Source organism: Pseudomonas sp. SMN11, assembly GCF_052041945.1.
In the GTDB taxonomy this organism is placed as follows: Bacteria; Pseudomonadota; Gammaproteobacteria; order Pseudomonadales; family Pseudomonadaceae; genus Aquipseudomonas.
The window spans coordinates 25,184-51,702 of sequence record NZ_JBKGGW010000025.1 but is presented as its reverse complement, the minus strand read 5'-3'; the positions used below and the strand labels follow the sequence as shown (position 1 = coordinate 51,702).

The 26,519-nt window shown below is 62.8% G+C and carries 25 protein-coding genes and 1 pseudogene; 12 read left to right on the top strand and 14 right to left on the bottom strand.

Going from position 1 to position 26,519, the window contains the following annotated elements; translation table 11 throughout:
• Nucleotides 1-51: 51 nt before the first annotated feature.
• Both pstS and ACLEJU_RS19505 read right to left on the bottom strand, forming a co-directional pair.
• Nucleotides 52-1,080, bottom strand: coding sequence for a phosphate ABC transporter substrate-binding protein PstS (gene pstS / locus ACLEJU_RS19510; protein ID WP_103447795.1), 1,029 nt, complete (start codon nucleotides 1,078-1,080; stop codon nucleotides 52-54).
• 173 nt (nucleotides 1,081-1,253) lie between these two features.
• Nucleotides 1,254-1,745 (bottom strand): GNAT family N-acetyltransferase, encoded by a 492-nt coding sequence (locus ACLEJU_RS19505; protein ID WP_435422800.1) that lies wholly within the window; start codon nucleotides 1,743-1,745, stop codon nucleotides 1,254-1,256.
• A 168-nt stretch (nucleotides 1,746-1,913) separates the two neighbouring features.
• On the opposite strand from ACLEJU_RS19505, the gene ACLEJU_RS19500 reads away from it, so the two are divergent.
• From ACLEJU_RS19500 to ACLEJU_RS19445, 12 genes and pseudogenes are all read left to right on the top strand, one after another.
• On the top strand, nucleotides 1,914-2,597 hold the full coding sequence (locus tag ACLEJU_RS19500) for a type 1 glutamine amidotransferase domain-containing protein (RefSeq protein ID WP_435422799.1): 684 nt from the start codon (nucleotides 1,914-1,916) through the stop codon (nucleotides 2,595-2,597).
• Between the two features lie 309 nt (nucleotides 2,598-2,906).
• A pseudogene (gene tssI / locus ACLEJU_RS19495) lies at nucleotides 2,907-4,743 on the top strand (type VI secretion system tip protein TssI/VgrG).
• Between the two features lie 21 nt (nucleotides 4,744-4,764).
• Entirely contained in the window at nucleotides 4,765-5,340 is a 576-nt protein-coding gene (locus ACLEJU_RS19490; protein ID WP_435422798.1) for a DcrB-related protein, read from the top strand.
• The gene (locus ACLEJU_RS19485; protein ID WP_435422797.1) at nucleotides 5,337-6,482 is read left to right on the top strand and encodes a PAAR domain-containing protein; all 1,146 of its coding nucleotides are present in this window, start codon (nucleotides 5,337-5,339) and stop codon (nucleotides 6,480-6,482) included. The genes ACLEJU_RS19490 and ACLEJU_RS19485 overlap by 4 nt, the downstream gene beginning before the upstream one ends.
• Nucleotides 6,483-6,492: 10 nt before the next feature.
• Entirely contained in the window at nucleotides 6,493-6,930 is a 438-nt protein-coding gene (locus tag ACLEJU_RS19480) for a hypothetical protein (RefSeq protein ID WP_435422796.1), read from the top strand.
• 274 nt (nucleotides 6,931-7,204) lie between these two features.
• On the top strand, nucleotides 7,205-7,354 hold the full coding sequence (locus ACLEJU_RS19475; RefSeq protein WP_435422795.1) for a hypothetical protein: 150 nt from the start codon (nucleotides 7,205-7,207) through the stop codon (nucleotides 7,352-7,354).
• A gap of 87 nt (nucleotides 7,355-7,441) precedes the next feature.
• On the top strand, nucleotides 7,442-8,917 hold the full coding sequence (locus ACLEJU_RS19470) for an MFS transporter (protein WP_435422794.1): 1,476 nt from the start codon (nucleotides 7,442-7,444) through the stop codon (nucleotides 8,915-8,917).
• Between the two features lie 82 nt (nucleotides 8,918-8,999).
• Entirely contained in the window at nucleotides 9,000-9,374 is a 375-nt protein-coding gene (locus tag ACLEJU_RS19465; RefSeq protein ID WP_435422793.1) for a termination factor Rho, read from the top strand.
• 176 nt (nucleotides 9,375-9,550) lie between these two features.
• Complete coding sequence (locus tag ACLEJU_RS19460) at nucleotides 9,551-10,774, top strand: SfnB family sulfur acquisition oxidoreductase (RefSeq protein ID WP_435422792.1); 1,224 nt, start codon at nucleotides 9,551-9,553, stop codon at nucleotides 10,772-10,774.
• A 12-nt stretch (nucleotides 10,775-10,786) separates the two neighbouring features.
• Nucleotides 10,787-12,157: an LLM class flavin-dependent oxidoreductase gene (locus ACLEJU_RS19455; RefSeq protein ID WP_435422791.1), complete on the top strand. Its 1,371-nt coding sequence runs from the start codon at nucleotides 10,787-10,789 to the stop codon at nucleotides 12,155-12,157.
• Nucleotides 12,154-12,819 (top strand): methionine ABC transporter permease, encoded by a 666-nt coding sequence (locus ACLEJU_RS19450; protein ID WP_435422790.1) that lies wholly within the window; start codon nucleotides 12,154-12,156, stop codon nucleotides 12,817-12,819. Before ACLEJU_RS19455 ends, ACLEJU_RS19450 begins: the two co-directional genes overlap by 4 nt.
• Before the next feature lie 20 nt (nucleotides 12,820-12,839).
• Complete coding sequence (locus ACLEJU_RS19445) at nucleotides 12,840-13,610, top strand: MetQ/NlpA family ABC transporter substrate-binding protein (protein ID WP_435422789.1); 771 nt, start codon at nucleotides 12,840-12,842, stop codon at nucleotides 13,608-13,610.
• 25 nt (nucleotides 13,611-13,635) lie between these two features.
• Here the strand turns inward: ACLEJU_RS19445 and ACLEJU_RS19440 are convergent, their stop codons facing one another.
• From ACLEJU_RS19440 to ACLEJU_RS19385, 12 genes are all read right to left on the bottom strand, one after another.
• Nucleotides 13,636-14,967, bottom strand: coding sequence for an MFS transporter (locus ACLEJU_RS19440; protein WP_435422788.1), 1,332 nt, complete (start codon nucleotides 14,965-14,967; stop codon nucleotides 13,636-13,638).
• 308 nt (nucleotides 14,968-15,275) lie between these two features.
• Nucleotides 15,276-16,685, bottom strand: coding sequence for a purine-cytosine permease family protein (locus tag ACLEJU_RS19435; RefSeq protein WP_435422787.1), 1,410 nt, complete (start codon nucleotides 16,683-16,685; stop codon nucleotides 15,276-15,278).
• Nucleotides 16,682-17,629 carry a choline ABC transporter substrate-binding protein gene (choX, locus tag ACLEJU_RS19430; RefSeq protein WP_435422786.1) on the bottom strand — a complete coding sequence of 316 codons (948 nt, stop codon included), beginning with the start codon at nucleotides 17,627-17,629 and terminating at the stop codon, nucleotides 16,682-16,684. The genes ACLEJU_RS19435 and choX overlap by 4 nt, the downstream gene beginning before the upstream one ends.
• Before the next feature lie 98 nt (nucleotides 17,630-17,727).
• Nucleotides 17,728-18,201, bottom strand: coding sequence for a thioesterase family protein (locus tag ACLEJU_RS19425; RefSeq protein ID WP_435422785.1), 474 nt, complete (start codon nucleotides 18,199-18,201; stop codon nucleotides 17,728-17,730).
• 32 nt (nucleotides 18,202-18,233) lie between these two features.
• Nucleotides 18,234-19,184 carry a PDR/VanB family oxidoreductase gene (locus tag ACLEJU_RS19420; RefSeq protein WP_435422784.1) on the bottom strand — a complete coding sequence of 317 codons (951 nt, stop codon included), beginning with the start codon at nucleotides 19,182-19,184 and terminating at the stop codon, nucleotides 18,234-18,236.
• 57 nt (nucleotides 19,185-19,241) lie between these two features.
• Entirely contained in the window at nucleotides 19,242-20,174 is a 933-nt protein-coding gene (locus tag ACLEJU_RS19415; RefSeq protein WP_435422783.1) for a 3-hydroxyacyl-CoA dehydrogenase NAD-binding domain-containing protein, read from the bottom strand.
• Nucleotides 20,174-20,923 carry an SDR family NAD(P)-dependent oxidoreductase gene (locus ACLEJU_RS19410; RefSeq protein ID WP_435422782.1) on the bottom strand — a complete coding sequence of 250 codons (750 nt, stop codon included), beginning with the start codon at nucleotides 20,921-20,923 and terminating at the stop codon, nucleotides 20,174-20,176. The genes ACLEJU_RS19415 and ACLEJU_RS19410 overlap by 1 nt, the downstream gene beginning before the upstream one ends.
• A gap of 5 nt (nucleotides 20,924-20,928) precedes the next feature.
• Complete coding sequence (locus ACLEJU_RS19405; RefSeq protein ID WP_435422781.1) at nucleotides 20,929-22,350, bottom strand: aminobutyraldehyde dehydrogenase; 1,422 nt, start codon at nucleotides 22,348-22,350, stop codon at nucleotides 20,929-20,931.
• A gap of 19 nt (nucleotides 22,351-22,369) precedes the next feature.
• Complete coding sequence (locus tag ACLEJU_RS19400; protein ID WP_294335463.1) at nucleotides 22,370-23,299, bottom strand: 3-keto-5-aminohexanoate cleavage protein; 930 nt, start codon at nucleotides 23,297-23,299, stop codon at nucleotides 22,370-22,372.
• Between the two features lie 8 nt (nucleotides 23,300-23,307).
• Nucleotides 23,308-24,063: an SDR family NAD(P)-dependent oxidoreductase gene (locus ACLEJU_RS19395; RefSeq protein WP_435422780.1), complete on the bottom strand. Its 756-nt coding sequence runs from the start codon at nucleotides 24,061-24,063 to the stop codon at nucleotides 23,308-23,310.
• Nucleotides 24,060-25,202, bottom strand: coding sequence for an aromatic ring-hydroxylating oxygenase subunit alpha (locus tag ACLEJU_RS19390; protein ID WP_435422779.1), 1,143 nt, complete (start codon nucleotides 25,200-25,202; stop codon nucleotides 24,060-24,062). The genes ACLEJU_RS19395 and ACLEJU_RS19390 overlap by 4 nt, the downstream gene beginning before the upstream one ends.
• Nucleotides 25,203-25,346: 144 nt before the next feature.
• Nucleotides 25,347-26,354: a GlxA family transcriptional regulator gene (locus tag ACLEJU_RS19385; RefSeq protein WP_435422778.1), complete on the bottom strand. Its 1,008-nt coding sequence runs from the start codon at nucleotides 26,352-26,354 to the stop codon at nucleotides 25,347-25,349.
• Nucleotides 26,355-26,519: the final 165 nt, after the last annotated feature.

Here is a 26,519-nt window from a genome sequence, read left to right as displayed (position 1 = left end):
GCAAACACTCCCGGCACGGTTGTGACACCGCGCCGGGAGCGCCTGAGGGTGTTACTGGATGCTTTGCGACGCTTTGCGCACTTCGTCGACAACCGACGGCGGCAGCGGGATGTAGCCCATCGAGTCGGCGATTTTCTGACCGTGGGTCAGGCCGTACTCGACCATGTCACGCATGGCCTTGGCCTTTTCCGGGCTGCCGTTGTCCTTGCGGAAGATCATCCAGGTGTAGGAAGTGATCGGGTAGGACTTGGCACCTTCCGGGTCTGGCAGGTGAGCGATCAGGTTTTCCGGCATCTTCACCGCAGCCAGTGCTTCGGCACCGCTTTCGGCGTTAGGCACGACGTACTGGCCGGCCTTGTTCTCCAGCTCGGCGAAGTCGACCTTGGCCAGCTTGGCGAAGCCGTATTCGATGTAGCCGATGGCGCCCGGGGTCTGGCGAACGGTGGCGGTCACGCCGTCGTTCTTCGGCGACTTGATGAACTTGTCGGTGGCCGGCCAGTTGACGGTGTTGCCTTCACCCAGGTCTTTCTTGAAGTCGGCGTTGATGGCCGACAGGTGCTTGGTGAACACGGCGTTGGTACCGCTGGAGTCGGCACGCACGACCACGGTGATCGGCAGGTCAGGCAGTTTCATGCCCGGGTTGGCCTTGACGATCTGCGGGTCGTTCCACTTGGTGATCTTGCCCAGGAAGATGTTGGAGTACACATCGCGTGGCAGCTTCAGGCCTTTCGGGTTGCCCGGCAGGTTGTAGGCCAGGACGATTTCACCGGCGGTCATCGGCAGCAACTGCACGCCTTCGCCGACCTTGGCAATGTCTGCTTCGCTCATGGCCGAGTCGCTGGCGGCGAAGTCGACGGTCTTGTTCAGGAAGTCCTGAACGCCTGCGCCGCTACCCTTGGACTGGTAGTCAACGGTGACGCCAGCCGTGTTCTTGCTGAAGTCCTTGAACCAGGTCAGGTAGATCGGTGCAGGGAAACTGGCGCCGGAACCGGTCAGGCGAACGTTGTCTGCGGCAAAGGCCGAAGTGGCAGACAGAGAAACCGCAACGGCGAGTGCAGCAGACTTCATGAGGCGTATCATGGAAAAGCGCTCCGTGTGATGGCGAGCACACTTTGCATCAGCTGTGTTACAGCTTTGTGACTGTTGAATGGCAGTCGATCCATTCACCCCCTCTAGACCGGGGCAGACAGGCAGTGAACCCTCATTTCGTAGTAACTAAATGTGACTAAATACATTGTCATCACCCGCCTGGGTCAGAGCTCCATGACCATCTCATGCCAGGCCATGCCACCGTGGTCCGAGGGCGACGGCCGCACATACTGGTAACCCATCTTGCGGTACAGCTCGACGTGCTGCTCCTTACACATCAGGTGGATGGTCTGTTTGCCCAGCGCCCTCATGCGGCTGATGAACTCGCTCATCAGCCGCTTGGCATAGCCCTTGCCCTGCTGGGCCGTGTCCACCACCACCGACATGATCACCACATTGGGCGCCTGCGGGTCATGGCCGACCAGCTCCTTGAAGGCCTCGTCGGACATCACCACGTCGTGGGCGCAGCCGCTGTTGATGAAGCCGACGATGCCATGGGCGTCTTCGAGCAGCAGGAAGCCTTCAGGGTATTGGCTGATACGCGTGCGGATCTTCTCCAGCGTGGCCGCTTCGTCACCTTCGTAGGCACCGATTTCGATCGCGAAGCAGCGCTCGGCGTCGGCGATGACGGGTTGGCGGAATGAGGTGTTGCTCATGGGCAGGCATCCATAACTGAAGTGATCGTGCCACTAGGGTAATTGACTGAGCGGCAAACCCTGCATTCTTTTCGATGACTATCATGGAACGCTTGCGGCGCCCTGCCCTCCCACCTTCATGCAGGGCGAACCGCGCACTGCCCATTCACCTCTGGAGGAGTGGCTTTGATGAAAAAGATTTTGATGGTGCTCACCTCGCACGACCAGCTGGGCGACACCGGCAAGAAGACCGGCTTCTGGCTGGAAGAATTCGCCGCCCCCTACTACGTGTTCGTCGACGCCAATGCCGACGTCACCCTCGCCTCGCCCAAAGGAGGCCAGCCACCGCTGGACCCGAAAAGCGACGAACCCGACGCCCAGACCGACGCCACCCGGCGCTTCGCCAGCGACACTGACGGGCAGATGGCCCTGGCCGACACCGTGCCGCTTGGCGAAATCGACCCGTACGGCTTCGACGCGGTGTTTTACCCCGGTGGCCACGGGCCGCTGTGGGACCTGGCCGAGGACAGTGACTCCAGGGCCTTGCTCGAAGCCTTCTATGCCGCCAACAAGCCGATAGCCGCCGTGTGCCACGCGCCTGGGGTGTTCAAGCATGTCAAGGCGCCAGACGGCCACCCGGTGGTCAAGGGCAAGAAGGTCACCGGCTTTGCCAACAGCGAAGAACAGGCTGTCGGATTGACCGAGGTTGTGCCTTTCCTGGTGGAAGACATGCTCAAGGCCAACGGCGGCGAATACTCCAAGGCCGCGGACTGGGCGAGCCATGTGGTCGAGGATGGTCATCTGATCACCGGGCAGAACCCAGCCTCGTCCGAGGGGGTGGCCAAGGCATTGCTTGAGCGACTGGCTCGCTGATAGCACACCGGGAAAACCCGGCAGCCGAGTGCGAGCGGTGACAACTTTGTAACTCGTTGATTCGGCTGAGCTGTTTGAACCGGTGAACTAGGTGAAGCGCTGGCCGGGCGCGCTTTTTCCGCAAAGTAGCGCCGTTGCTGGGCCGGCGCTCTTTCCCTGTTTCGGGTACTTTCGCGTTGTGTAGGACAGCGCGAAATCAGCCGGTTTCTCCGTCCTACACACACGTTTTTCTCTCAACACACCGTTCATTGTCAGCCCTTCGATCATTGCCCTAGCCTGCGAGCGCTTCTCGCCCTCAAGGACAACGCAATGATCATGGACCTGGCAGAGCGCCTCTCGCCGCAGCATCGCCGACTGTTCCAGTTTCACCACCTGACCGACCCCGACCAGCCGCTGCTGCTGGAAAGCTTCAGGGGCGCCGAGGCTCCTTTCGCAGCCGTTCGCCTATGAGCTGCTGCTGATCTGCGACGCGCCACAAATGCCGCTCAAGTCGATGATCGGCCAGCAAGTCAGCCTCGAGATCGAACTGGCCGATGCCGCGCCGCGTTTCGTCAATGGCTATCTCACGCGCTTTGCCAGCCAGGGCAGCGACGGCGCGTTGGATCGCTACGGCGCAACCTTGAGCCCTTGGCTGACGATGCTCAGGCACCGCACCGACACGCGCATCTTCCAGAACTGCACGGTCGTTGACGTACTCGCCGACGTCTTCGCTCTGTACCCGGCCCATGCCGACTACGCCTTGCGCCTGAGCCTGCCGCAGAAACGCCACACCTACCTCACCCAATACCGCGAAAGCGACCTCAACTTCGTCCAGCGCCTGCTGGATGAAGCGGGGCTGTTCTACTTTTTCGAGCACAGCCGCGAAGGCCATACCCTGGTCATCTGCGACGACTCCACCGTGCTCGACCCACTCCCCGAGCAAGCGCAGATCCGCTTCCACAGCGCCTCGTTCACCGAAACCGCAGACGCGATCACCCAGTGGTGCGGCCAGCGCCAGCTGCAGGCCGGATGCCTCGCCGCGCAAACCTTCGACTACCGCCAACCCCGCAACCGCCTGCCGGTAGCCCTGCCCAGTAACAACGAGCAAGGCGCCGTGCAGCGTTTCGAAATCTACGACCCCGGCCAGTACACCCACAGCACCTATGACGAAGGCGAGGCGTTGTTGCGTCGGCGCATCGAGGCGCTGGAACTCGTTGGCAAACAGTTCGAAGGTGCCAGCAACTGCCGCGCCATGCGCCCCGGTTACAGCTTCAAACTGCTGCAGCACCCGGGTCACCAGCGCGGCCCGGTGGAAGAGCGCGAGTTCCTGCTGATGGGCGTGACCTGCGAGGGCCACAACAACTACCTCACTGGCCAGCAGGCCGGCTACTTCAACACCTTCACCTGCGTGCGCAAAAAGATCCCGTACCGCCCGCCGCTAAGCACGCCGAGGCCGACCATCGCCGGCCCGCAGACCGCCATTGTCGTCGGCCCACCCGGCGAAGAGATCTTCACCGACGAACTGGGCCGGGTGAAGGTGCAGTTCCACTGGGACCGCAACGGTGGCTTCAACGACCAGAGCTCTTGCTGGGTACGCGTGGCGCAGGCCGGTGCCAGCGGTGGATTTGGCAGCATCCAGATTCCGCGGATGGCGGATGAGGTGGTGGTGGTGTTTCTCGACGGTAACCCGGACCGGCCGTTGATCATCGGCAGCCTCTACAACAGCCGTAATACCCCGCCTTGGGCGCTGCCGGCGAACAAGACCCAGAGCGGATTCCTGACGCGCTCCACCAAAGGCAAGGGTTCCAACGCCAACTGCTTCCGCTTCGAAGACAAGGCCGGCGCCGAGCAGGTGATCCTGCATGCCGAGCGCAACCTGGATACCGAGGTCGAGGCGGATGAGAAGCACGACGTCGGTGGTAATCGGAACATCACGGTTGGAGGCAAGTACGCGCAAACCATCCGGCAGGAAAGCAGCGTTGCCGTGGAAGAGGGTTCGTACCTGGTGACGGTCGATCAGGGGGCGGTACGGATCAAGGCGGCCACTTCCATCACGCTGGAAGTGGGCAGTAGCCGCTTGGAAATGCAGGCGAATGGAAAGGTCATCCTGTCTGGCGTGGAGGTGGACCTCGCCGGTAGCAGCCTCATCAATTTGAACAAGAACTAGTCAGGGACAAGGAACAGTCTTATGCATCGTACGAATATTTACGACCGTCTTTCACAGCGGCGCGAACAGCAAGAACGACTTGAGCGTGAGCGGCTGGAACAGGAGGCGTTGAAAGCGATACCGCCTCCACGCTTCGTTACCAATGAACTGAGCTTTGTTCGGCCGGAAAGTTTGAAGGACAAGACATTTCAACTCTTGACCTTGACTGACATCGGGCCAAGCCCGTTCTCGCTGGTAATAGGCCGGTCGCAGGTCCCACCCGACGCAGATCTCGAAGCGCTTTCTCAGCAGGCATTGAAGGCGTTGGAAAAATCACTTTCCCATATTCACTGGGTCGAGCCGGTTTCACCGGTCGAGGTGGCAGGCCTGGAGGCTCGACGGGCTGAGCTGCGCTGGCGTCAACAAGGCCAGCCCGTGCACCAGATTCAAGTGATTTTCCTGCACCGAGACGAGCATGACCACCCGCTTCTGATACAGATCACCGCCACCAGCAACAACCCAAAAGGCATGACGGCCATTGAGCGCAGTGCCTTCGACGAGCTGATCGGCAGCCTGGAGTTGCGTGGCGCCGCCGCTGAAAAGGCAGCCACCGCATGACCGGCGCGGCTGCGCGACAGGATGATCCGATCGAGCATTCCAGCGCATTGAGCGGCTTATTGGCCGGCCTTGCCTTGGGTGCCGGCGCAGTACTGATCGGGATTGCCGTGGTCGGCACCGGAGGGCTGGGTGGTCTGGCGATTGGCGCCATGATCGGTGCAGGAGCGGCAACCGGCGCGGGCATTGGCCAGTTGCTGGGGAGCCTCTCCCATGCTCAACGCGAAACAGGCTGGATTACTTCAGGTTCTGACAACGTACATATCAATGGCAGGCCCGCTGCCAGGGCGCATGTGGATCAGGCGCTGTGCACCGATCATCCCGGAGTTACCAAAACCCTGGCCCAGGGCAGTCGGTCTGTTTACATCAACGGGCAACCCGCGGCTAGGGTTGGGGATCGCACGGTATGCGATGCGAGGATCAGCGCCGGGTCATCAAACGTATTTATCGGTGGTGGCTCTGAAACTACCGATGAGATCGATCCGGAAGTGCCAGGCTGGCTTGAGGCCACTGTATTGGGGTTTGGACTTGCCAGTGCCGTGGCATTGGTGGGGCCAGAAATGGCGCTGTGGGGGATGTTTGGGGGGGCGATTGGCGGTGAGGCAGGGTATCGGTTTGGTGGCAGTCGTTACGGAGAAGGATCAGATCAACAGAAGTTGGTGACGTTTGGTAGTGCAGTCGTTGTGGGCGGTTTGACTGCACGGTATCGGGTTCAATCGAATGGTGCGCTTGGATCGAATGTTGGCAATTTAAAAGTCACCCGAAGAAATCCAACAGGCCTTAGTGCGTCACGTGATGAGACGTTACCGCAGGCGGCATTTGGGAAGGCAGGTTCTGATGATTACAAAGCGACATTTTTCAATGCCTATCCCGGTCAACGAGGGAAGGTGGTTGTCCATCATGCTGTCGAGCAACAGGTTCAGCGTCGGCACCCAGGATTGGTGAGGAATGATGAACTGCACTCTCTGGAAAATTTGAGAGGTATTCCCAAAGAGAAAAATTCAGCACTTCACCTTAGTGCCATTCGAAAGGAATGGAATAAATTTTATAGAGAGTTTCCAGCACCCACCAAGCAACAGCTGCTTGACAAGGCAACTGAAATTGATGGAATGTTCGGGGCAGAGTTCGTTCCAGCAGTGAGATGAGGTGATAGTCATGTATTACTATGTGGAGCCAGAGGTTGCTGGAGGGTTGGGTGAGGGAACAGTTATGGACACCTCCGAGCACCCCCCTGTTATTCAATCCCTGACATATGAGTTTGATGGCTGGCTTGGCGATCATCTTCTTGAGTCATTTCCTTGCTTCATTGTTACCGAGACAGTTGAAGACGCAATAAAAGAGCTCGGACTTACTGGCTGCAGCTTCGATGCTGTCGATATAAAAAAGTCTGAAGCATTTGAAGACTCTTATCCAGACAGGGCACTCCCACACTTTTCGTGGTTAAAAATCCACGGCATTGCCGGCATGACTGATTTTGGCTTGACCGATGATTATCGCCTAGTCGTATCGAATGCAGTTATTGATCTTCTCAAAAAATTCGGACTGCAACATGCAGAAATCTATGACTACTCTCAAAAAAATGAGCAGTATTAAATAATAATCTTCAACACACTATTAATGCAGGCCATTGACAACACCAGAATATTGCAAGAACCAAATTAGCATCCATAGACCTGAAAAAAACGGAATTGCTTTTTCGGCGAACAATTCAAGAGCACTTCAAGTAACTTTAACGGAATTGCACACTAAAGAGCTTCATCCGTCCGCTCCAGCGCACACGCCCTGACAACCATTGGCGAATCGGATTGAACAGTGAGGCCACGGCCACGCCCTAAAAGGGGTAATCACCTTGAGCAGGAGACAAGCCGTGAACGACCCCAACCACCCTGACCCGTATGTCGACGAAGTGCCGCACAATCCGGGCGAGCCCGTACCCAAACCTGATGACGAACCGCAGCAGGAGGCTCCGGACTGGCCCGAGGGGCAGGTTCCGCCAGAAGAGCAATCGGACGGATGAGTGCCTGAAGATCCATCCGACCAGGCTGCTAGATTACCGTGCCGTTGTAGGAGCGGTCCGCGCATGTCTGTCAGTTAAGGAATTGCCGTGACGACCCAAGCCTTGCAACAGCCCGATGGCGCCTCGGCCCGGGAACGCCTCTACAGCACCGACATTCCCGCCCGCCTCGACCGCCTGCCGTGGACGCGTTTTCACACCTTGCTGGTGCTGGCCCTGGGCATCACCTGGCTGCTCGACGGCCTTGAGGTCACCCTGGCGGGCTCGGTGGCCGGCGCGCTCAAGGACAGCCCCGCGCTGCATATGTCCAACACCGAGATCGGCCTGGCAGGCGCCACCTACATCGCCGGTGCGGTACTCGGTGCGCTGCTCTTCGGCTGGCTGACCGACCGCCTGGGGCGGCGCAGGCTGTTCTTCATCACCTTGTTCCTGTACATCGGCGCCACGGCCGCGACCGCATTCTCCTGGAGCCTGTGGAGCTTCCTGCTGTTCCGCTTTCTTACCGGCGCCGGCATCGGCGGCGAGTACACGGCGATCAACTCGACCATCCAGGAATTTACCCCGGCGCGTTATCGCGGCTGGGTCGACCTGACCATCAATGGCACCTTCTGGATCGGCGCAGCGCTCGGCGCGGCCGGTGCCGTGATCCTGCTCGACCCGGCAGTGGCCGGTGGCGATCTGGGCTGGCGCCTGTGCTTTGGCATCGGCGCGCTGCTCGGCCTGCTGATCCTGTTCATGCGCCTGTGGATTCCGGAAAGCCCGCGCTGGCTGATGATCCACAACCAGCCGGAGCACGCCGAGCGCATCGTCGCCGACATCGAACGCCATTACCATAAGCGCGGGATCGAGATCCCGCCGCTGCAAGCCCCTCCCCTGCGCCTGCGCGCACGCCACCACACGCCGTTGCGCGAGGTGTTCCACAGCCTGTTCGTCGCGCATCGGCGCCGCGCACTGGTGGGCCTGACCTTGCTCACCGCGCAGGCATTCTTCTACAACGCGATCTTCTTTACCTATGCGCTAGTGCTGACCGACTTCTACGGGGTGCCAGCGGCCAAGGTGGGCTGGTACATCCTGCCCTTCGCGCTGGGCAACTTCTGCGGCCCGCTGCTGCTGGGCAGGCTGTTCGACGTGGTCGGCCGGCGCATCATGATCAGTTCGACCTACCTGGTCTCGGGCGTGCTGCTGGCCGTCAGCGGCTACCTGTTCCAGCAACAACTGATCGACGTGACCCAGCAGACCCTGGCCTGGATGGTGATCTTCTTCTTTGCTTCGGCGGCGGCCAGTTCGGCCTACCTCACCGTGGCGGAAACCTTCCCGCTGGAAATCCGGGCGCTGGCCATTGCCGTGTTCTATGCCTTCGGCACCGGCCTGGGCGGCCTGATCGGGCCGACCCTGTTCGGCGCGCTGATCGAAACCGGCGAGCGCCTCAACGTGCTGTACGGTTACCTGCTCGGCGCGGCCTTGATGATCATCGCGGCCCTGACCCAGGCCCTGTGGGGCGTGGCGGCCGAACGGCGTTCACTCGAACAGGTGGCCAGGCCACTGTCGCAGATCAGCGAACCCTGAGCGCACCGCCTGTCCATTCAACGGCACTTCGGGCTGCCCTTGCCCTTCAACCGTTCATGCACACCACGCAGGAGTGACTGCCATGCCACGCGGCGACAAGGACAAATACACCGACAAACAGAAACGCAAGGCCGAGCACATAGAAGAGAGCTACGAGCACAAGGGCGTTTCGAAAGATGAAGCCGAGGCGCGTGCCTGGGCCACCGTCAACAAGCAGTCCGGTGGTGGCGAGAAGTCAGGCGGCTCGGGCAGCAAGACGTCCTCTGGCGAGAAGAAGACCGCTCGCTCGGATTCGGCCAAGCGTGCAGCCAAAACACGCGAAGGGCATGCCCGCACATCGAGTACCTCGCTGGAAAGCCAGACCAAGGAAAGCCTGCTCAAGGAAGCGCGCAGCAAGGACATCAAGGGCCGCTCGCGCATGACCAAGGCAGAGTTGGTGCAAGCGCTGCGCAAGTGAGCCTGACGCACTAGAAGCATGATGCTGTTGCTAGGCCAACACCTCGGCAACAACTGTCCATGCCTTCACACAGGCCGATACAGCCCCATTCGGCTGAAACGCCCGGATTTGCTGGGGCTCACTGGCTGGCACAACAGCTGCAATGTGAAGTCGTCCGACTACACATCGAGTTGTCCATGCCTAGCGAAATACTCTCTGCTGCCTACGAAATTCGCCATCCCGCAGCACACATCATCCGCGACGACGCCGAAGCGATCACCGTCGCCCACCAGGTGGCCGCCCTGTTGCGCGAAGGCGCAGCCGAACGCGATCGACAGCGGGAAGTGCCGGCAGACATTGTCGACGCCTTCTCCAACAGCGGACTCTGGGGCATCACCGTGCCACGGGCACATGGCGGTGCGCAGGTCTCGTTCGCCACCCTCGCCCGAGTGATCGCCATCATCTCCGCCGCCGACCCCTCGCTGGGGCAGATCCCGCAAAACCACTATTGCCTGCTCGAAGACATCCGCTTGCAAGGTACGCCCGAGCAGCAGCGCCACTTCTTCAGCCTGGTGCTGCAGGGCCATCGCTTTGCCAATGCCTTGTCGGAAACCGGCGGCAAGACCGTGCAGGACATCCGCACACGCCTGGTTACCGAGGGCGACGGCTATCGCATCGATGGGCGCAAAGGCTATTGCACCGGATCCCTGTATGCCCACTGGATCGGGGTGCTGGCGCTGGATGAGCAGGACCGTGCGCAGCTGGCATTCGTCGAACGCGGCACGCCTGGCCTGGTGATCGTCGACGACTGGAGCAGCATGGGCCAACGCACCACCTCAAGCGGTACGGTGCTGCTCGATGGCCTGCGGGTACCGGCGTTCAACCTGTTCCCCAGCTACCGCTCCTACGAAAGCCCGACCCTGGCCGGCCCCTTTGCCCAGCTGACCACCGCCGCCATCGATGCCGGCATCGGCCGCGCCGCGCTGGATGACACCATTGCCTTCGTGCGCGAGCACGCTCGCCCATGGATCGATGCCAAGGTCGAAAAGGCCAGTGAAGACCCGCTGACCATCATCCAGGTCGGTTCACTGGAAATCCGCCAGGAAGCGGCCGAGGCGCTGCTCGAGCGTGCAGGCCTCGCGCTGGATGCCGCCAGACCGGCACCGAATGAAGACAACGTGGCCCTGGCCTCGGTGGCCGTGGCCAAGGCCAAGGTGCTCACCACCGAGGTGGCCATCGAGGCCAGCAACCGCCTGTTCGAACTGGGCGGCACGCGTTCGTCGCTGACCCGGCACAACTTCGACCGGCATTGGCGCAACGCCCGGGTACATACCCTGCACGACCCGGTGCGCTGGAAGTACCACCTGGTCGGCAACTGGGCGTTGAACGGCATCAAGCCTGCCCGCCATGACTGGAACTGAGGTTGTCCGACCATGACCAAGCAGATCCGCCTCAATGCCTTTGCCATGAACACCGTCGGCCATCTTTCGCCCGGGCTGTGGCGCCACCCGCGGGACCAGGCCACCCGCTACACGGATATTCACTACTGGGTGGAGCTGGCCAGGACCCTGGAGCGCGGCTGCATCGACGGCCTGTTCATCGCCGATGTGCTGGGCGTCTATGACGTGTATGGCGGCAGTGCTGACTCTGCCTTGCGCAACGCCGCCCAGGTACCGGTCAACGACCCGTTGCAACTGGTACCGGCCATGGCGGCTGCTACCCGCCACCTTGGGTTCGGCGTGACCGCGTCGGTGTCGTTCGAACACCCCTACCCGTTCGCCCGGCGCATGAGCACCCTCGATCACCTGACCCAGGGGCGCGCTGGCTGGAACATCGTCACCTCGTACCTGGCCAGCGGCGCGCGCAACCTCGGCCAGGCCCCGCTCAGCCATGACCAGCGCTATGCCCTGGCCGAGGAGTACCTGCAGGTCTGCTACAAGCTCTGGGAAACCAGCTGGGAAGACGATGCGGTGCAGGCCGACCGGGCAACCGGCGTGTATGCCGACCCGCGCAAGGTCCACGGCATCGACCACCAGGGCACGTGGTTCAAGGTGCCGGGTTTTCACCTGAGCGAACCTTCGCCGCAGCGGTCCCCGGTGATCTACCAGGCCGGCGCCTCCAGCCGCGGGCGCGCGTTCGCCGCCGCCAACGCCGAGTGCGTGTTCGTCGCCGCGCCAAGCAAGGCGGTGCTGCAAAAGCAGGTGGCGGAACTGCGCGCCGCCGTGGCGGCTGCCGGCCGAGCGCCGGAAGATGTGCAGATTCTCGAGCAACTGACGGTCATCGTCGCGCCCACCGATCAGCAGGCGTTGGCCCTGCTCGACGAATACCGCCAGTACGCCAGCGCCAGTGGCGCCTTGACACTGATGTCCGGCTGGACTGGCATCGATTTCGCCGAATACGCACCCGGCCAGGTACTGCGCGAAGTGCCCAGCGAAGCCATCCAGTCGGCCGTCGAAGCCTTCACCCGCGCCGACCCGACACGCACCTGGACCACTGCCGAAATTGCCGACTACTGCGCCATCGGCGGTGACGGTCCGGTGCTGGTGGGCTCGGCCCGGACTGTGGCCGATCAATTGCAGGAATGGGTAGATGAAACCGGTGTCGACGGTTTCAACCTGGCCAGCGTGGTCGCTCCGGAAACCTTCGAGGCGGTGGTCGGCCTGTTGGTACCGGAGCTGCAGGCGCGGGGGCTGTTCAAGCTCGCCTATGAACCCGGCACGTTGCGTAACAAGCTGTTCGGCCGCGGCGACCGCCTGGCCGGCACGCACCCGGCGGCCGTGCTGCGCCGCGAGGCACGCCCATGAACGAACTGCTGAGCCACCTCGACTGGGTCGAAATCGCCCAGGCGTGCCTCGATACCCTGAGCATGCTGGGCGCGGCACTGGGCTTCACCGTGCTGTTCGGCCTGCCACTGGGGGTGTTGCTGTACCTCACCGGGCAGCGCCAGTTGCTGGCCAACGGGCCGCTCTACCGTGCCCTTTCCGTGGTGGTCAACGTGCTGCGATCGCTACCGTTCATCATCCTGCTGATCGTGCTGATCCCGCTGACCACGCTGCTGACCGGCACCTCCCTCGGGGTCAAGGGCACCATCCCGCCGCTGGTGGTGGGTTGCACGCCGTTCTTCGCGCGCCTGGTGGAGACCGCGCTGCGCGAGGTCGACCACGGCGTGGTGGAAGCCACCCAGGCCATGGGCGCCAGCCTTACCCAGATCATCCGCTACACCCTGCTGCCCGAAGCCCTCACCGGGCTGGTCGCGGCCGTCACCATCACCGCCATCGTGCTGGTCGACTACACCGCCATGGCGGGCGTGATCGGTGGCGGCGGTCTCGGCGACCTGGCGATCCGCTTCGGTTACCAGCGCTTCCAGACCGATGTGATGGTGGTCACCGTGCTGCTGCTGATCCTGCTGGTGCAGGTGCTGCAGATGAGCGGCGACCGCCTGGTAAGACATTTCACCCGACGCTGACTCCTGCAAGGTATCCCCTCATGAAAAAGACCCTCACAGCCCTCGCCGCTTTCATCGCCTTAAGTGCACAAGCCGCCGAACACCTGGTGGTCGGCGCCACGCCGGTACCCCACGCCGAGATCCTCGAATTCGTCAAACCGACCCTGGCAAAAGAAGGCGTGGACCTGGACATCAAGGTGTTCAACGACTTCATCCAGCCCAACCTGCAACTGGCGCAGAAGCACCTGGACGCCAACTACTACCAGTACCGGCCGTTCCTCAACGACTTCAACCAGACCCGGCACACCGACCTGGTCCCGGTGGTGGGCGTGCACATCGAGCCGTTCGGTGCCTATTCGGCCCGGTACAAGACCCTGGCCGAACTGCCAGAGGGCGCCAGCGTGGCCATCCCCAACGACCCGGTGAATACCGGTCGCGCCCTGGTGCTGCTGGCCGAGGCCGGGTTGCTCAAGCTCAAGGACCCGGGCAACCCGCAGTCCACCCAGCGTGACATCACCGACAACCCGCGCCACCTGAAGATCCGCGAGCTGGAAGGCGCCATGCTGGCCCGCTCGGTCAAGCAGGTGGACCTGGCCTTCGTCTTCGCCAACTACGCACTGGAGGCCGGCATCGATACCAACAGCGCGCTGATCGTTGAAAAAGGCAGGGACCTGTATGTGGAATACCTGGTCGCCCGTCCCGACAACCTGCAGGACCCAGGCATCCAGAAACTGGCCAAGGCCCTCAACTCGCCCGAAGTGCGCAACTTCATCCTGACCCGCTACAAGGGCCAGATCGCTCCGGGGTTCTGAGCCTAGAGCAGCTGGCCCCTGGTGATCACCGTTCGAGCGAAGACGCCATCTCCAGGCTCATGCCACGGGTTTCCGGGGCCAGCCACACCGACACCACCAACCCCGCCAGGGATACCAGCGCTGCAACCAGCATGGTGTTGCCAATGCCCAGGTGCAGCAGCGAAACCGGCACCAGCCAGGTACCCGCCGCAGAGCCGATGCGCGACATGGACGAACCCATGCCGACAGCGAATGCACGGATTTCAGTAGGGAACAGCTCGTTCGGATACACCAGCTCCAGCACCTGGGCACCACCGATGAACAGTGCGTAGGCCCCGAACATCAACAGGACCAGGGCTTCGGAGCTGTTGGAAAACAGGCCCAGGCCGAGCAAGGCCAGGGTCGACCAGAGGAAGCTGTGGATGATCAGCGGGCGGCGGCCCAGGGTGTCGATCAGGCGCGTCGCGACGATGCAACCGACCACGAACAGCAGCGTGATCAGCACCGAGCCGTACGACGCCCAGTCACCCTTCAGGTTCAGTGCCTGCAACACCACCGGCGCGAAGGAGTACACGGCAAACATCGGCACCACCGCCGAGCTCCAGAACACCGCGACGAACAGCATGCGCTTGCCATAACCCGAACGCATCAGGTCGCAGAGCGAGACTTTCTGCTCTGCCGCTTGCTCGGGCATGTTGGCCAGCGAGTACGTCGGCCCGTAGACCTGCTTGATGATGCGCTCGGCTTCAGCAAAGCGCCCCTTGCTGACCAGCCAGCGTGGCGATTCCGGGGTGCGCAGGCGGACGATGAACAGCAATGCCCCCAGCACCGCGGAGCTGGCCAGCACCAGGCGCCAGGCCTCGTCGCCACCACGCGCCAGGATGAAGTTGCCGACCATGTACGACAGCGCGGCGCCAGCGAACCACAGGATGGTCAACCCGGCCAGGCGCTGGCCACGATGCTTTTGCGGCAGGAACTCGGTCAACAGCGAGCCTGCGACCGGGTACTCCAGGCCAACGCCCACCCCGACCAGGAAACGCAGGATGAACAGCGCGATACCCGACTCGACCCACAACGAGCCAAGCGAGCCGACCATGAACAGGACCGGGCCGACGAAGAACAGGCGACGGCGCCCGACCTTGTCGGTCAGCCAGCCGCCGAGGAAGCCGCTACAGAAGGTGCCGAGCATCGCCGAGGCAGCGACCATGCCCTGCCAGAACGAATCCAGCTTCAGGTAATCGGAAAACTGCACGATCACCACGCCGATGATGCTGAGGATATAACCGTCGAGAATCCAGCCACCGCCGGCGCGCACGGTCATCAATTGGTGGAAGTTGTTTAATGGCGCATCTTCGATGGACAACGTTGTATTACTCACCGCGACAGCTCTCCTGTTGTATTAATTATGTCGAGTCACTGCAGACAGTCAGCCAGCCGCGCGCCAGCCGCCCGCGGTTTTGCAGGCAGCCTGTGATCGAGGCAGTTTTCACCGAGCGCTTACGCGGCCCTGACGACTGAATTAGACATGTCTACCAAATGTCTACAGTTTGTCGGCGCAGGATAGACGATAGATTTGGAGAGGGTCAACGGTATGGAAAATATAATTATTTACGGCGTGAACAGGCATGAAACAGGCGTGCACGGAAGTTATGAAGTTGTAAGTTTTAAGTGTTCGCCTTGGTATTTTCAGCGCCTGTGAGATCGAGCGCCGCGCGGGCGGCGCTCGGTCTCATAGGCGCTGCAGATACCAAGACGAACCCATCCGCCCCCACTGAATACGAAATAGAGCAGCCCTGCCAATGCCAACCCGGCAATCCAGCTCACATCCGCCCCGATCAACTGAGCGAAATACCCCTCAAAAAACGACAACTTCATGAACGGCACCGTGCCAATGATCGAAACCCCATACACCACCATGGTTTTCCGGTTCCACCCCCCGTACCGCCCTTGCGCATCGTAAAGATCATCAATGCTGTAACTCCCCCGCCGCACCACGTAGTAATCCACCAGGTTGATCGCACTCCAGGGAATCAACAGGTACAGCTGCCCGATCAGGATGTCGGCAAAGAAGGTGTCGAAGTGGTACTGGGTCTGTGTGGCAATCGCACAGGCCAGCACCGACAGCACCGCCATCAGCAGGCTCTTTGTCCCCTGCCATACCTGCTGCAGCCTGGCAAAACCGCTGAAGATCGTAGTGGTCGACATATAGGCGCTGTAAAGGCACAGCACGTTGTACTGGATCACGCCCAGCGCAATCACCACCAGTGCGGCGGGTGCCCAAGGGCCGAACAGGCTGGCGATCGCGCTGCCCGGGTCGACGCTCAGTGCCGAGGGCACCACCGCGGCCAGCGTGGCCCCGAGCGCCATCATGCCCAGCGAACCCAAGGCACAACCGAAGTAGGTGGTCCAGAAGGTGTGCCGGGTATCGACATCAGCGGGCAGGTAGCGCGAGTAATCCGCCACATAGGGGCCATAGCCCAACGTCCAGGAGGCGGCCTGGGCGATCACCAGGTTGAACACCGGCATCGAAAAGCCGCCCGTTTCACCGTGGAGGGTCCCTGCTGTGTTGGCCTGCGTCAGGATCAGGATCAAGGCGGCACCGAACACCACCGACGACAGCACGCTCATCCAGGCGCCCAGGCGGTGAATCAGTTCATAGCCGACGACGCCAATCAGAAAGGTCGCGACTGCGACGATGACGATCGCCTGGTTGTCCGTGACCGGCAGCAGCGCCTTCAACGGGTCGCGCATCAGCACGCCGCTGGCGGCCATGAACAGCACCGCAGCGGTCACCATCACCAGCAGCGGAATGGCGGCGCCGAACACGCCGAACTGGGCGCGGCTCTGGATCATCTGCGGCACGCCCAGGTGCGGGCCTTGCGCCGAATGGGCGGCCATGAACACCGTGCCCAGCATGCAACCGATGACCAGCCCGGCCAGCGTCCACAGCAGGCTCAGCCCGGAGGCCACACCCAAGGTGCCGACCATCAGCGCAGTCACCTGCAGGTTGGAGCTGAACCATACGCTGAACAGCCGACGCGGCCTGCCGTACCGCTCGTTGTGGGGCACGAACTCTATGCTGCGCTTCTCGATCATGGCGCCACCTGCGCTTTGACTTCAGCAAGGCCGGGCTGGCCATCCCAGGTGGTCACGCCCGCCAGCCAGCCGTCGAGCACCTGCGGGTTCTGCTTCAACCAGGCCCTGGCAGCGGCCTCGGGCTCCATCTTGTCGTAGAGGATGGAGCCCATGATGTGGTTCTCCATGTCCAGGGTGAAGCTCAGGTTCTTCAGCAGTTGCCCGACGTTCGGGCACTCGTCGGCATAGCCTTTGCGGGTGCTGGTGTAGACCGTGGCATCGCCGAAGTCCGGCCCGAAGTAGTCGTCGCCGCCGGTGAGGAACTTCATCTTGAACCGCGTGTTCATCGGGTGCGGTTCCCAACCCAGGTAAAGGATCGCCTGGTTGCGCCGCTGCGCACGCTCGACCTGCGCCAGCATGCCCGACTCGCTGGATGCGACCACCGAGAACCCGGCGTCCTTCAGGCCGAAGGCGTTGTCGCCGATGGCTTTGATTACGGCGTTGTTGCCGCCGTCGCCAGGCTCAAGGCCGTAGATCTTGCCGCCCAGTTCGTTCTTGAACCGGGGGATATCGGCGAAGTCCTTCAGCCCTTGGTCCCACAAGGTCTGCGGCACCGCCAGGGTGTACTTGGCGTGCTGCAGGTTGACCCGCACGATATCGATGGCGCCCGCGTCGCGGTGGGGTTTGAGGTCGGGCTCCATGGTCGGCAGCCAGGTGCCCAGGAACACATCCATGTTCTTGCCATCGGCCAGGGCCTTGAAGGTCAGCGGCACCCCCACCAGGGTCGACTTGGTCTGGTAGCCGAGGCTTTTCAGCAAGGTGGTGGCAATGGCCGTGGTGGTCTGGATGTCGGTCCAGCCGGGGTCGGACATCCGCACCAGGCGGCATTGGGGCGGCTCGGCGGCATAAGTGTGTGCACTCATGGCCAAGGCGGAGCAGAACATAACGCGCAGTGCATTTTTCATGACGCAAATCCTCTCTGTGGCAGCTATGGGAAGCGGCAGTTTTTGTTATTCAGAGGCAACGCAGTCTTGTCGTTATCAGGCCCAGCGGGTGATGCGTGCTAGCGGCGGATGCCTATCACGCGACCGCAATAGCCGGGGCGCGGCAGCGATCGGTGTGACTGGAAGATCGCACTGATCTTCGCTTCGACGATTGTGGCGAATTTCGCCGCACGCCCGGCTTCGCTGGCGATGTTCATGAGCATCTGTTCGCTGGCCGCCAGCAGTTCTCCATCCTTGGGGCGATACAGGTGATGGACGATGTGCAGGCGCTTGCTGTCATGGTCGATCACCTGAGTAAACACTTGCACCTCCTCCCCTAGCCGGGTTTCGCTCAGGTAGTTGATATGGGCCTCCAGCGTGTACAGCGTGTGGCCGTAAATGGCGCGGCCGTCGGCGTCGAGGCCGATGTGGTCCATCAGCGCATCGGTGGCATGGCTGAACAGCAGGAAGTAGAAGGCATCGCGCAGGTGCCCGTTGTAGTCGATCCAGTCTTCGCCGATGGTGGCCTGGTGAATCAGCAGCAGGTTGTTCACGAACAGTTCCTTCCAGAAGTCATGGCGTCGGCTCAGAGATCGAGCACCAGGGTTTGCGACAGTGCGCGGGACACGCAGATCATCATCACGTCGTTGTTCTTGCGTTCGGCCGGCGTCAGCACGCTGTCGCGATGGTCCGGCGCGCCGTCCAGCACACAGGTCTCGCATGAGGCGCAGGTGCCCTCCCGGCACGAACTCTCCACGCGCAGGCCGTTGGCCTCCAGCACCTGCAGGATGCTTTGGTCCGCAGGGACTTCGAAGGCCTTGCCGCTGCGCGCCAGCTGGACGGTGAAAGGCTTGTCGGTTGCCGCGGTTTTCGGCTCTTTCGGGGTGAACCACTCGAAATGCACCTGCTCTTCGGGGTAACTGTGCGCGGCAGCTTCGACCGCCAGCATCAAAGGGGTCGGGCCGCAAGTGTAGAAGTGCACGTTGCCTGGCTGCTGACCGATGGCTGCGGCGATATCGAACAGCACACCAGCCTCGTCGTCGGCATGCAGGGTGACCCGCTCGCCAAACGGCTGCAGCTGCTCCAGAAACGCCGCCCGCTGGCGACTGCGCACCAGGTAGTAGAGGTGCCACGGGCGCTGGTTGGCCTCGCACCACTGAATCATCGACCACACCGGCGTGATGCCGATGCCGCCCGCGAAAAACACGAAACCCGGGGCGTCCTCCTCCAGCGGAAAATGGTTGCGTGGCGGGCTTACGGTCAGCCTGTCGCCTACCCGCAGGGACTGGTGCACGTGCCGGGAGCCGCCACGGCTGACGGGGGACAGGCCGACGCCCACGCAGTAGCGATGGGTTTCGCGGGCGTCATTGCACAGCGAATACTGGCGTACCCGATCGTCAGGCAGATGCAGCTCGATATGGGCACCGGGCTTGAACGATGGCAATGCGGCCCCATCCGGCGAACGCAGCTCGATGACCACGACACCTTTGGCTTCGGCAATCAGGTCGGTTATCTGTAGGGTCAATTGTTCTGGCATGGCAAACCTCACACAGCGGCAAACTGGCCCGAAGCCTGGAGGGCTTCGGGCCGACTCTCAACCGCGCCGAAGCGGCGTGGTCGCCTTCAACATGCGGGTGATCAGTTCGTCCCGCTGCGTGGCGAGGGTCGCCCAGCTGTGCTCGCCGGCCTCATCGTGCACGCCCTCGACCAGCATCGAAGCCGTCTGCGCATCCAGGCGAGGGTCGCCCAGGTCGTCCCACCAGCCGTGGAAGCTCTCGGTGTACTTCTGGCAGAACGCGCTCAGGCCTTCCGACCCACCGCCAAGGTGGAACAGCAAGGTCGGCCCCATGGCCGCCCAGCGCAGGCCGGGCCCTGCCCAGACGGCCTTGTCGACGTCTTCCACACTGGCCACACCGCTCTTGACCAGGTGAATGGCCTCGCGCCACAGCGCGGCCTGCAGGCGGTTGGCAACATGCCCCTTCACTTCACGGTTGACCCGGATGGTCACCTTGCCGACCAGTGCATAGAAGCGCTCGGCCTGCTCGACCACGCCGGCCGCTGTCTTGTCGTTGCCCATGACCTCGACCAGCGGGATCAGGTGCGGCGGGTTGAACGGATGGCCGAGGATGAAGTGCGACGGGTTCTGCCAACCCGCCTGCATCTCGCCCAGGCGCAGGCCGGAAGCGGACGACGCGACGATGGCACCGGGCTTGAGGGCGGCTTCCAGCTTGGCGAACAGCTCATGCTTGATGGCGATGCGCTCCGGCACGCTTTCCTGGATGAAATCCGCCTCCGCCACGGCGCTGGCAACATCGGCATGGAAACTCAACTGGCCTGGCTCGGCACCGGCCAGGCCCAGCTCGCGCAGGGTCGGCCAGGCGTTGTCGATGTAGCTGCGAACATCGGCCTCCATGGTCGGCGACGGGTCATACACGGCCACATTGCGCCCGGACGCCAGGAACAGCGCGGCCCAGCTGGCACCGATCACACCCGCGCCAATCACCGCGACATTTTGGAATTCACTCATCAGAAGAACCTCGGTTGCAGGGGGGATGCACTGGTCAGGCCGCCGTCGACGACGAAGCACTGCCCGGTAATGAAACGCGCCGCGTCAGAGGCCAGCCAGGCCACGGTCTCGGCAATATCGTCAGGCTGGCCAAAGCGGCCTGCCGGGTGGCGCGCCAGGGCGTCGGCCTTGGCTTTTGCCGGGTCGGCGGCCATGGCAAAGGCGTCCTCGGCCATCGCCGTCATGATCCAGCCGGGGCACACCGCGTTGCAGCGCACCCGCGGGCCGTGGTCCACCGCAATGGAACGGGTCAGCCCATGCACGAAGGCCTTCGACGCGTTGTAGAGGGCCATGGACGGGTCGGCGCTCTGCCCGGAGATAGAGCCCAGGTTGATGATGGTGCCGCCGCACTGGACCATGCCCGGGAGCACCGCCCGGCACAGGTTGAAGGTGCCGCGGGCGTTGATGCCCATCACTTCGTCCCAATCGGCGTCGGTGCTTTCCAGCACGGTCTTCTCGACCTGGACGCCGGCGTTGTTGACCAGGATGCCCACGCGGCCAAAGCGCTGCTCGGCACGTTCGACGATGTAACGGGCATCCTCCGGGCGGGCCACATCGGCCTGCACCCACTCCACCGCACTGTCCAGGTGTCGCGGCCGGTCGCCCCGCCCGCAAGTTACGACCTGGCGCCCTTGGGCGAGGAACTTCTCGACGATGGCCAGGCCGATGCCGCGGCTGCCGCCGGTGACGATCACTGCTGATTGGTCCATGTGGGTCACCCGTGCGCGAGCATGACGTGGCGAACGCTGGTGTAGGCGTCGAGCGCGAACACCGACATGTCGCAACCGTGGCCCGAGCCTTTCATGGCGGCCCAGGGCATTTCCGGCGTGGCCACACCGTGGGTGTTGACCCAGGTGAAGCCGTAGCGCAGGCGGCTGCTGGCCGCCATGGCGCGGCCACTGTCACGGGTCCAGAGCGACGAGGCCAGGCCATAGCGGGTGGCGTTGGCGATCGCGACCGGGTCTTGCCCTTCAGTGAAGCGCGACACCGAAATCACCGGGCCGAACAGTTCCTGGGTGGCGATTTCCGCGTGATGGTCGACGTCGGCAATCACGGTCGGGCTGTAGAAGAAGCCGCCGCCGGGCTCGACCGTGCCTCCCGTCACCACCTCGGCGTAGGCCCGGGCGCGTTCGACGAAACCGGCTACCCGTTGCCGGTGCAGTTCGGTCACCAGCGGCCCCATCTCTGTGCCAGCGGCTCTGGGTGCGCCGACCTTGATTGTCACCGCCGCCTCGGCCAGGGCACTGACCACGCGGTCATAGACCTTGCTGGCCACCAGCACCCGGCAAGGCTGGGCGCAATCCTGGCCGGCATTGAAAAACGCCGTGGCACGCAAGGTGGCGACCAGTTTTTCGATATCGGCATCCTCAAAGACGATGACCGGTGCCTTGCCACCCAGCTCGACATGCACCTGGCGCATCTGTTGCGCAGCGGCGCGCATGGCCGCGCTGCCGGTCGCGGGCGAACCGGTAATGCTCACGGCTTCGATGCCCTCGGCATTGATCAGCCGGGCGCCGGTCGAACTGCCGACCCCGTGGACGATATTGATGACGCCCTTGGGCACCACGTCCGCCAGCAGCTGCCCCAGGCGCAAGGTCGACAGCGGGGTCACCTCGGAAAGCTTGAGCACCACGCTGCAACCGGCCGCCAGCGGTGCCGCCAGCTTCCAGGCGGCCATCATCAGCGGGTAGTTCCATGGTGCGATGGCCGCCACCGGGCCGATCGGGTCGCGCCGGATCAGGCTGGTGTGCCCGGCCACATACTCGCCCGCTGCGACACCCGCCAAGGTGCGTGCCGCACCGGCAAAGAAACGGAAGGTGTCGAGGGTCAGCGGCATCTCGTCATTCAGTGCCGATGGCCAGGGTTTGCCGACGTTCTGGCTTTCCAGCGCCGCCAGTTCTTCGGCATGGGCTTCGATGACCCCGGCAATGTCGTGCAGCAGCACGGCGCGCTGCGCCGGAGTGGTCTTTGAATACGACTCGAAGGCTTCATGGGCACTGCGCACGGCGCAGTCCAGCTGAGCGTCATCCGCCTGTCCGACGCTGACAATCTCTTCCCCGGTGGCCGGGTCGATGACAGCCAGGGGCGCAGCGGCGCCCTCGACGAGCTCGCCGTTGATCAACATTTTGCTATGCATGGCCTATCCCCATCGCCAATCACAAGGTGATCTTGTCGCGCCCTTTCAAGCCCAGGCGCGCCCGGGCTTCTGCCGGCGTGGCCACCTTGAGCCCGAGGTTTTCGATGATCGAGCGGATCTTCAGCACCTGCTCGGCGTTGCTTCTAGCCTTCTCGCCAGCACCGATGAACAGGCTGTCTTCCAGGCCGACCCGCACGTTGCCGCCGAGCATTGCCGCCTGGGTGGCAAAGGCCATCTGGTTTTTGCCTGCCGCCAGCACCGACCATTCGTAATCCTTGCCGAACAGCTTCTGCGCCACGGTGTGCATGTGCATCAGGTTGTCCAGGTCGGCACCCACGCCACCCAGCACCCCGAACACGATCTGGATCAGGAACGGTGGCTTGACCCAGCCTTGGTCGATTACCCACGCCAGGTTGTACAGGTGGCCCAGGTCGTAGCATTCGAACTCAAAGCGGGTACCGTGGCCTTCGCCCAGCTCCTTGACGATGTATTCGATGTCGGCAAAGGTGTTGCGGAAGATGAAGTCGCGGGTGCTGTCGAGGAAGGCAGGCTCCCAGTCATGCTTCCAGTTCGAGTACTTGGCCTTCATCGGGAAGATGCCGAAGTTCATCGAGCCGACGTTCAGCGAGGCCATCTCCGGGCTCACCGCCAGTGCCGCTCGCAGGCGCTCCTCACGGGTCATGCCCAGGCCGCCGCCGGTGGACACGTTCAACACCGCATCGCTCTGGCGGTGGATCTGCCCCATGAAATCCTGGAACAGCTCCGGGCGCGGGTCCGGCTTGCCGGTCTCGGGGTTGCGGGCATGCAGGTGGATGATCGAAGCCCCGGCCTCGGCGGCCTCGATGGAAGAATCGGCAATTTCCTGCGGGGTGATCGGCAGGTATTCCGACATGGTCGGGGTGTGCACGCCACCGGTGGTGGCGCAGGTGATGATCACGGATTTTGGCATGGCGAGGCTCACAGTTTCATTTGTTGGACTTGGGCGGTAAGGCCGCCATCGAGGACCCACAACTGGCCGCTGGCATAGCGGGCCTCGTCACTGGCCAGCCAGTACACGAGGTTGGCGACATCGGCCGGGGTGCCGTAGCGCCGGGTCGGGTGCACCTCGCGCACCGCGCTTTCCAGGCTGGCGATGTCGCCGTGGTCCTGGAAGAAGCTGCGCAGCATTGGCGTGTCGATGTAGCCGGGGCATACCGCGTTGACGCGGATACCCTCTGGGCCGTGGTCACAGGCCATGGCCCGGGTCAGCGCATGCACCGCGCCTTTGCTGGCGCAGTACGCCGCGAGCCCCGGGTCGGCAATGAAGCCGTCGTAGGAGCCGAAGTTGATCACGCTGGCGCCGCTGCTTTCGCGCAGCAACGGCAAGGCGTGCTTGCTGACCAGGAAGGTGCCGGTGACGTTGACCGCGAACACCCGGTTCCACACCTCCAGGCTGGTGTGCTCGATGGTGTGCTCCACTTCGATACCGGCGGCGTTCACCAGCACGTCGAGCCGCCCCTGCTCCCGTGCCACCTGCTGCATCGCCGCCTGCACCTGGGCCTCGTCGGCCACATTCAGTTGCAGCGCCGTCGCTCCCGGCACCGGATGCTGCTGGGAAAGGTCGGCGGCATAGACCACCGCACCTTCCTTGAGCAGGCGCTCGCACACCGCGCGACCGATGCCGCCGGTGGCGCCGGTGACCAGCGCCACCTTGCCGTTCAGGCCGCCGCTCATGGCTTCACGCAGCGCGCATAGGCGTCCAGTACCAGGCCATGGAAGTGGTGCAAGGCATGCTCGGACTTGCCCGAGCCGTTCGGGTCGGTGACGATCCGGCCCTGGTCGAAGGCCGGGGTCTGCATGCCACGCTGGACGTTCTCCACCAGCGAGATGTCTTCGACCTGCAGCACTTCATCCAGGTAGCGGATGGCCGCTTTCTCCATGTCGTCCGGTTCTGGGGTTTCGAGGAAGAAGTCGTAGGTTTCATAGGTGCGGTCAGGGCCCATGGGCACGATGTTCAGCACGATCATCGAGCTGCGCCCGGGGTAGCGCATCAGGCAGGTGTTGGGCCACAGCCACCACACCGCGTGGGTGCGCACGCTGGCCTTGGACACGTCATAGGCCGAGTTCTGGCCCTTGCCGGCTTCGGCCATGTGGCTGGAGTAGATACCGTGGGTCTGCACCTTGTAGGTGTCCATGTCGACCAGGGTGCAGAAGTCCTTGTGCGCGGTCGGGCAGTGGTAGCACTCGAGGAAGTTGTCGACCACGTTCTTCCAGTTGGACTTGATCTCGTAGGTCAGGCGGTGGGCGAAGGTGAGTTTCTCGATATCCGGTGCCCAGTGCAGGACTTCCTTGGCCAGGTCGCCGGACTGCTCGCGCAGCGGCGCGGCCTGCGGGTCGAGGTTGACGTAGACGAAGCCGCAGAATTCCTCGACCTGCACCGGGGTCAGGTGAATCTCTTCCTTGTTGAAGTCCTTGAGCCCGCCAACATGCGGCGCCGCGACAAGCCCGCCGTTGAGGCCGTAGCACCAGGAATGGTACGGGCAAACGATCCGCCGGGTCTTGCCCTCACCTTGCAGCACCGGATGAGCGCGGTGCTTGCAGACGTTGTAGAAGGCACGCAGCACGCCTTCCTGGTCACGCACTACCGCAATCGGGTGGCCGGCGATGTCCACGGTGGTGTAGGCACCAGGTTCACGGACCTTTTCCACGTGGCACACCCACTGCCAGCTTTTGGCGAGGATGGCCTGCTGATCGAGGCGGAACCACTGCGGGTCGACGTAAGCGTCGGCACGCAGGGACTGGGAGCGCAGCGGGTCCGGGTCATACCCCTGCTTGATCGATTCGAATTGGCGAGGATGGATCAGATCAGACATATCAACGGCCCTTTTATTGTTACAGGCAATGGGGTTTTGCCTGCTCTGTGGCGTTGATAGTGATCCGGGCCGGGGGGATTAAATGTGCAAATTACGCCGTTTTTTATTCAGTTTTAGCCATTGTCGTTTTTAGGTATGAGCCCTCTATTGGCGACCAGCGGGCTTGCCCTGCTGGTGCATGGGCCAGGCCCGATAGTCGAACGGCACCCGCCCTTCCTGACGATCCTGGCGCGGGGTCAGGCCGAAGCGTTCACGGTAGATGCGGCAGAAATGCGATTGATTGGGGAAGCCTGAGGCGACCCCGACCTTGGTCAGCGCCAGGTCGGTCTGGGTCACCAGGCCACGCGCCCGGTCCAGGCGGATGTCGCGGTAGTACAAGGCCGGGCTCTTGTGCACCACCTGGCGGAACAGGCGATCGAGTTGGCGTTGGGAAATGCCCACCTGCTCGCACAGGTCGGGGATGCTGATCACCTCTTCCAGGTGCCGCTCCATCAGCTTGATCGCTTGCCTGACCGCCAACGGAATGGTGTGTCCGAGGGGTTGCCTGGCTTCCGGGTTCTGCTGGCTGCTGCCGGGTCGGAACTGCTGGTGGAACACGTACCGCGCCGCTTCGTTGGCCACGGTTTCGCCCTGCAGGTTACGGATCAGCTGCAGCGCCGCGTCCGTGGAGGCCGCGCCACCACAACAGGTGATGCGGTTCTGGTCGAAGACATACAGGTCCTCGACGATGGTCACGTCCGGGTACAGTTCGAGCAAGGCATCGATATGCTCGTAGTGCGCCGTGGCCCGGCGCCCAGCCAGCAAACCGGCCTCGGCCAGCAGGAAGGTGCCGGTGTCCAGGCCGGCCAACATGCAACCCTTGCTCGCCCAGGCCCGCAGCGCCCCTTGCAGGTGGGCGCTGTGGTGCTGCTCCGGTGCCCAGCTGCACGAAACCACGATCAAGTCCCAAGGCTGGTCGCGCGCGCTGGCCAGGGACTGGGTGAACAGGTCCATGCCATTGGACGCACGGATGCCGCCGCCCTCGACCGAAGCGAACTGCCAGTGGAAGCGGCTCTCCCCGCTCAGGTAGTTGGCGGCCCGGAACGGGTCGACGAACGCCGCGGTGGCGGCGGCGTTGAAGTAGGGGAAGACGATGATCAGGAAGTTGAACACGTGGATCTCGCTTCGCAGGGGATGCCACAGTCTATACGTAACGCTGCACTCAAAACCTGCGCGCTCTTTGTAGGAGCGGCCTTGTGTCGCGAAAGGGCCGCACAGCGGCCCCGGCTATTTCTGCTGCGAAGCTGAAATTTGGGGGGGCGCTTCGCACCCCTTTCC

Bases quoted from the DNA above. Each gene is read 5' to 3' on its own strand.
- choX (WP_435422786.1), bottom strand. From the start codon at position 17,629: ATGAAAAATGCACTGCGCGTTATGTTCTGCTCCGCCTTGGCCATGAGT.
- ACLEJU_RS19400 (WP_294335463.1), bottom strand. From the start codon at position 23,299: ATGCCAAAATCCGTGATCATCACCTGCGCCACCACCGGTGGCGTGCAC.
- ACLEJU_RS19410 (WP_435422782.1), bottom strand. From the start codon at position 20,923: ATGGACCAATCAGCAGTGATCGTCACCGGCGGCAGCCGCGGCATCGGC.
- ACLEJU_RS19500 (WP_435422799.1), top strand. From the start codon at position 1,914: ATGAAAAAGATTTTGATGGTGCTCACCTCGCACGACCAGCTGGGCGAC.
- ACLEJU_RS19445 (WP_435422789.1), top strand. From the start codon at position 12,840: ATGAAAAAGACCCTCACAGCCCTCGCCGCTTTCATCGCCTTAAGTGCA.
- ACLEJU_RS19485 (WP_435422797.1), top strand. From the start codon at position 5,337: ATGACCGGCGCGGCTGCGCGACAGGATGATCCGATCGAGCATTCCAGC.
- ACLEJU_RS19405 (WP_435422781.1), bottom strand. From the start codon at position 22,350: ATGCATAGCAAAATGTTGATCAACGGCGAGCTCGTCGAGGGCGCCGCT.
- ACLEJU_RS19455 (WP_435422791.1), top strand. From the start codon at position 10,787: ATGACCAAGCAGATCCGCCTCAATGCCTTTGCCATGAACACCGTCGGC.
- ACLEJU_RS19390 (WP_435422779.1), bottom strand. From the start codon at position 25,202: ATGTCTGATCTGATCCATCCTCGCCAATTCGAATCGATCAAGCAGGGG.
- ACLEJU_RS19435 (WP_435422787.1), bottom strand. From the start codon at position 16,685: ATGATCGAGAAGCGCAGCATAGAGTTCGTGCCCCACAACGAGCGGTAC.
- ACLEJU_RS19465 (WP_435422793.1), top strand. From the start codon at position 9,000: ATGCCACGCGGCGACAAGGACAAATACACCGACAAACAGAAACGCAAG.
- pstS (WP_103447795.1), bottom strand. From the start codon at position 1,080: ATGATACGCCTCATGAAGTCTGCTGCACTCGCCGTTGCGGTTTCTCTG.
- ACLEJU_RS19460 (WP_435422792.1), top strand. From the start codon at position 9,551: ATGCCTAGCGAAATACTCTCTGCTGCCTACGAAATTCGCCATCCCGCA.
- ACLEJU_RS19505 (WP_435422800.1), bottom strand. From the start codon at position 1,745: ATGAGCAACACCTCATTCCGCCAACCCGTCATCGCCGACGCCGAGCGC.
- ACLEJU_RS19395 (WP_435422780.1), bottom strand. From the start codon at position 24,063: ATGAGCGGCGGCCTGAACGGCAAGGTGGCGCTGGTCACCGGCGCCACC.
- ACLEJU_RS19480 (WP_435422796.1), top strand. From the start codon at position 6,493: ATGTATTACTATGTGGAGCCAGAGGTTGCTGGAGGGTTGGGTGAGGGA.
- ACLEJU_RS19450 (WP_435422790.1), top strand. From the start codon at position 12,154: ATGAACGAACTGCTGAGCCACCTCGACTGGGTCGAAATCGCCCAGGCG.
- ACLEJU_RS19415 (WP_435422783.1), bottom strand. From the start codon at position 20,174: ATGAGTGAATTCCAAAATGTCGCGGTGATTGGCGCGGGTGTGATCGGT.
- ACLEJU_RS19490 (WP_435422798.1), top strand. From the start codon at position 4,765: ATGCATCGTACGAATATTTACGACCGTCTTTCACAGCGGCGCGAACAG.
- ACLEJU_RS19420 (WP_435422784.1), bottom strand. From the start codon at position 19,184: ATGCCAGAACAATTGACCCTACAGATAACCGACCTGATTGCCGAAGCC.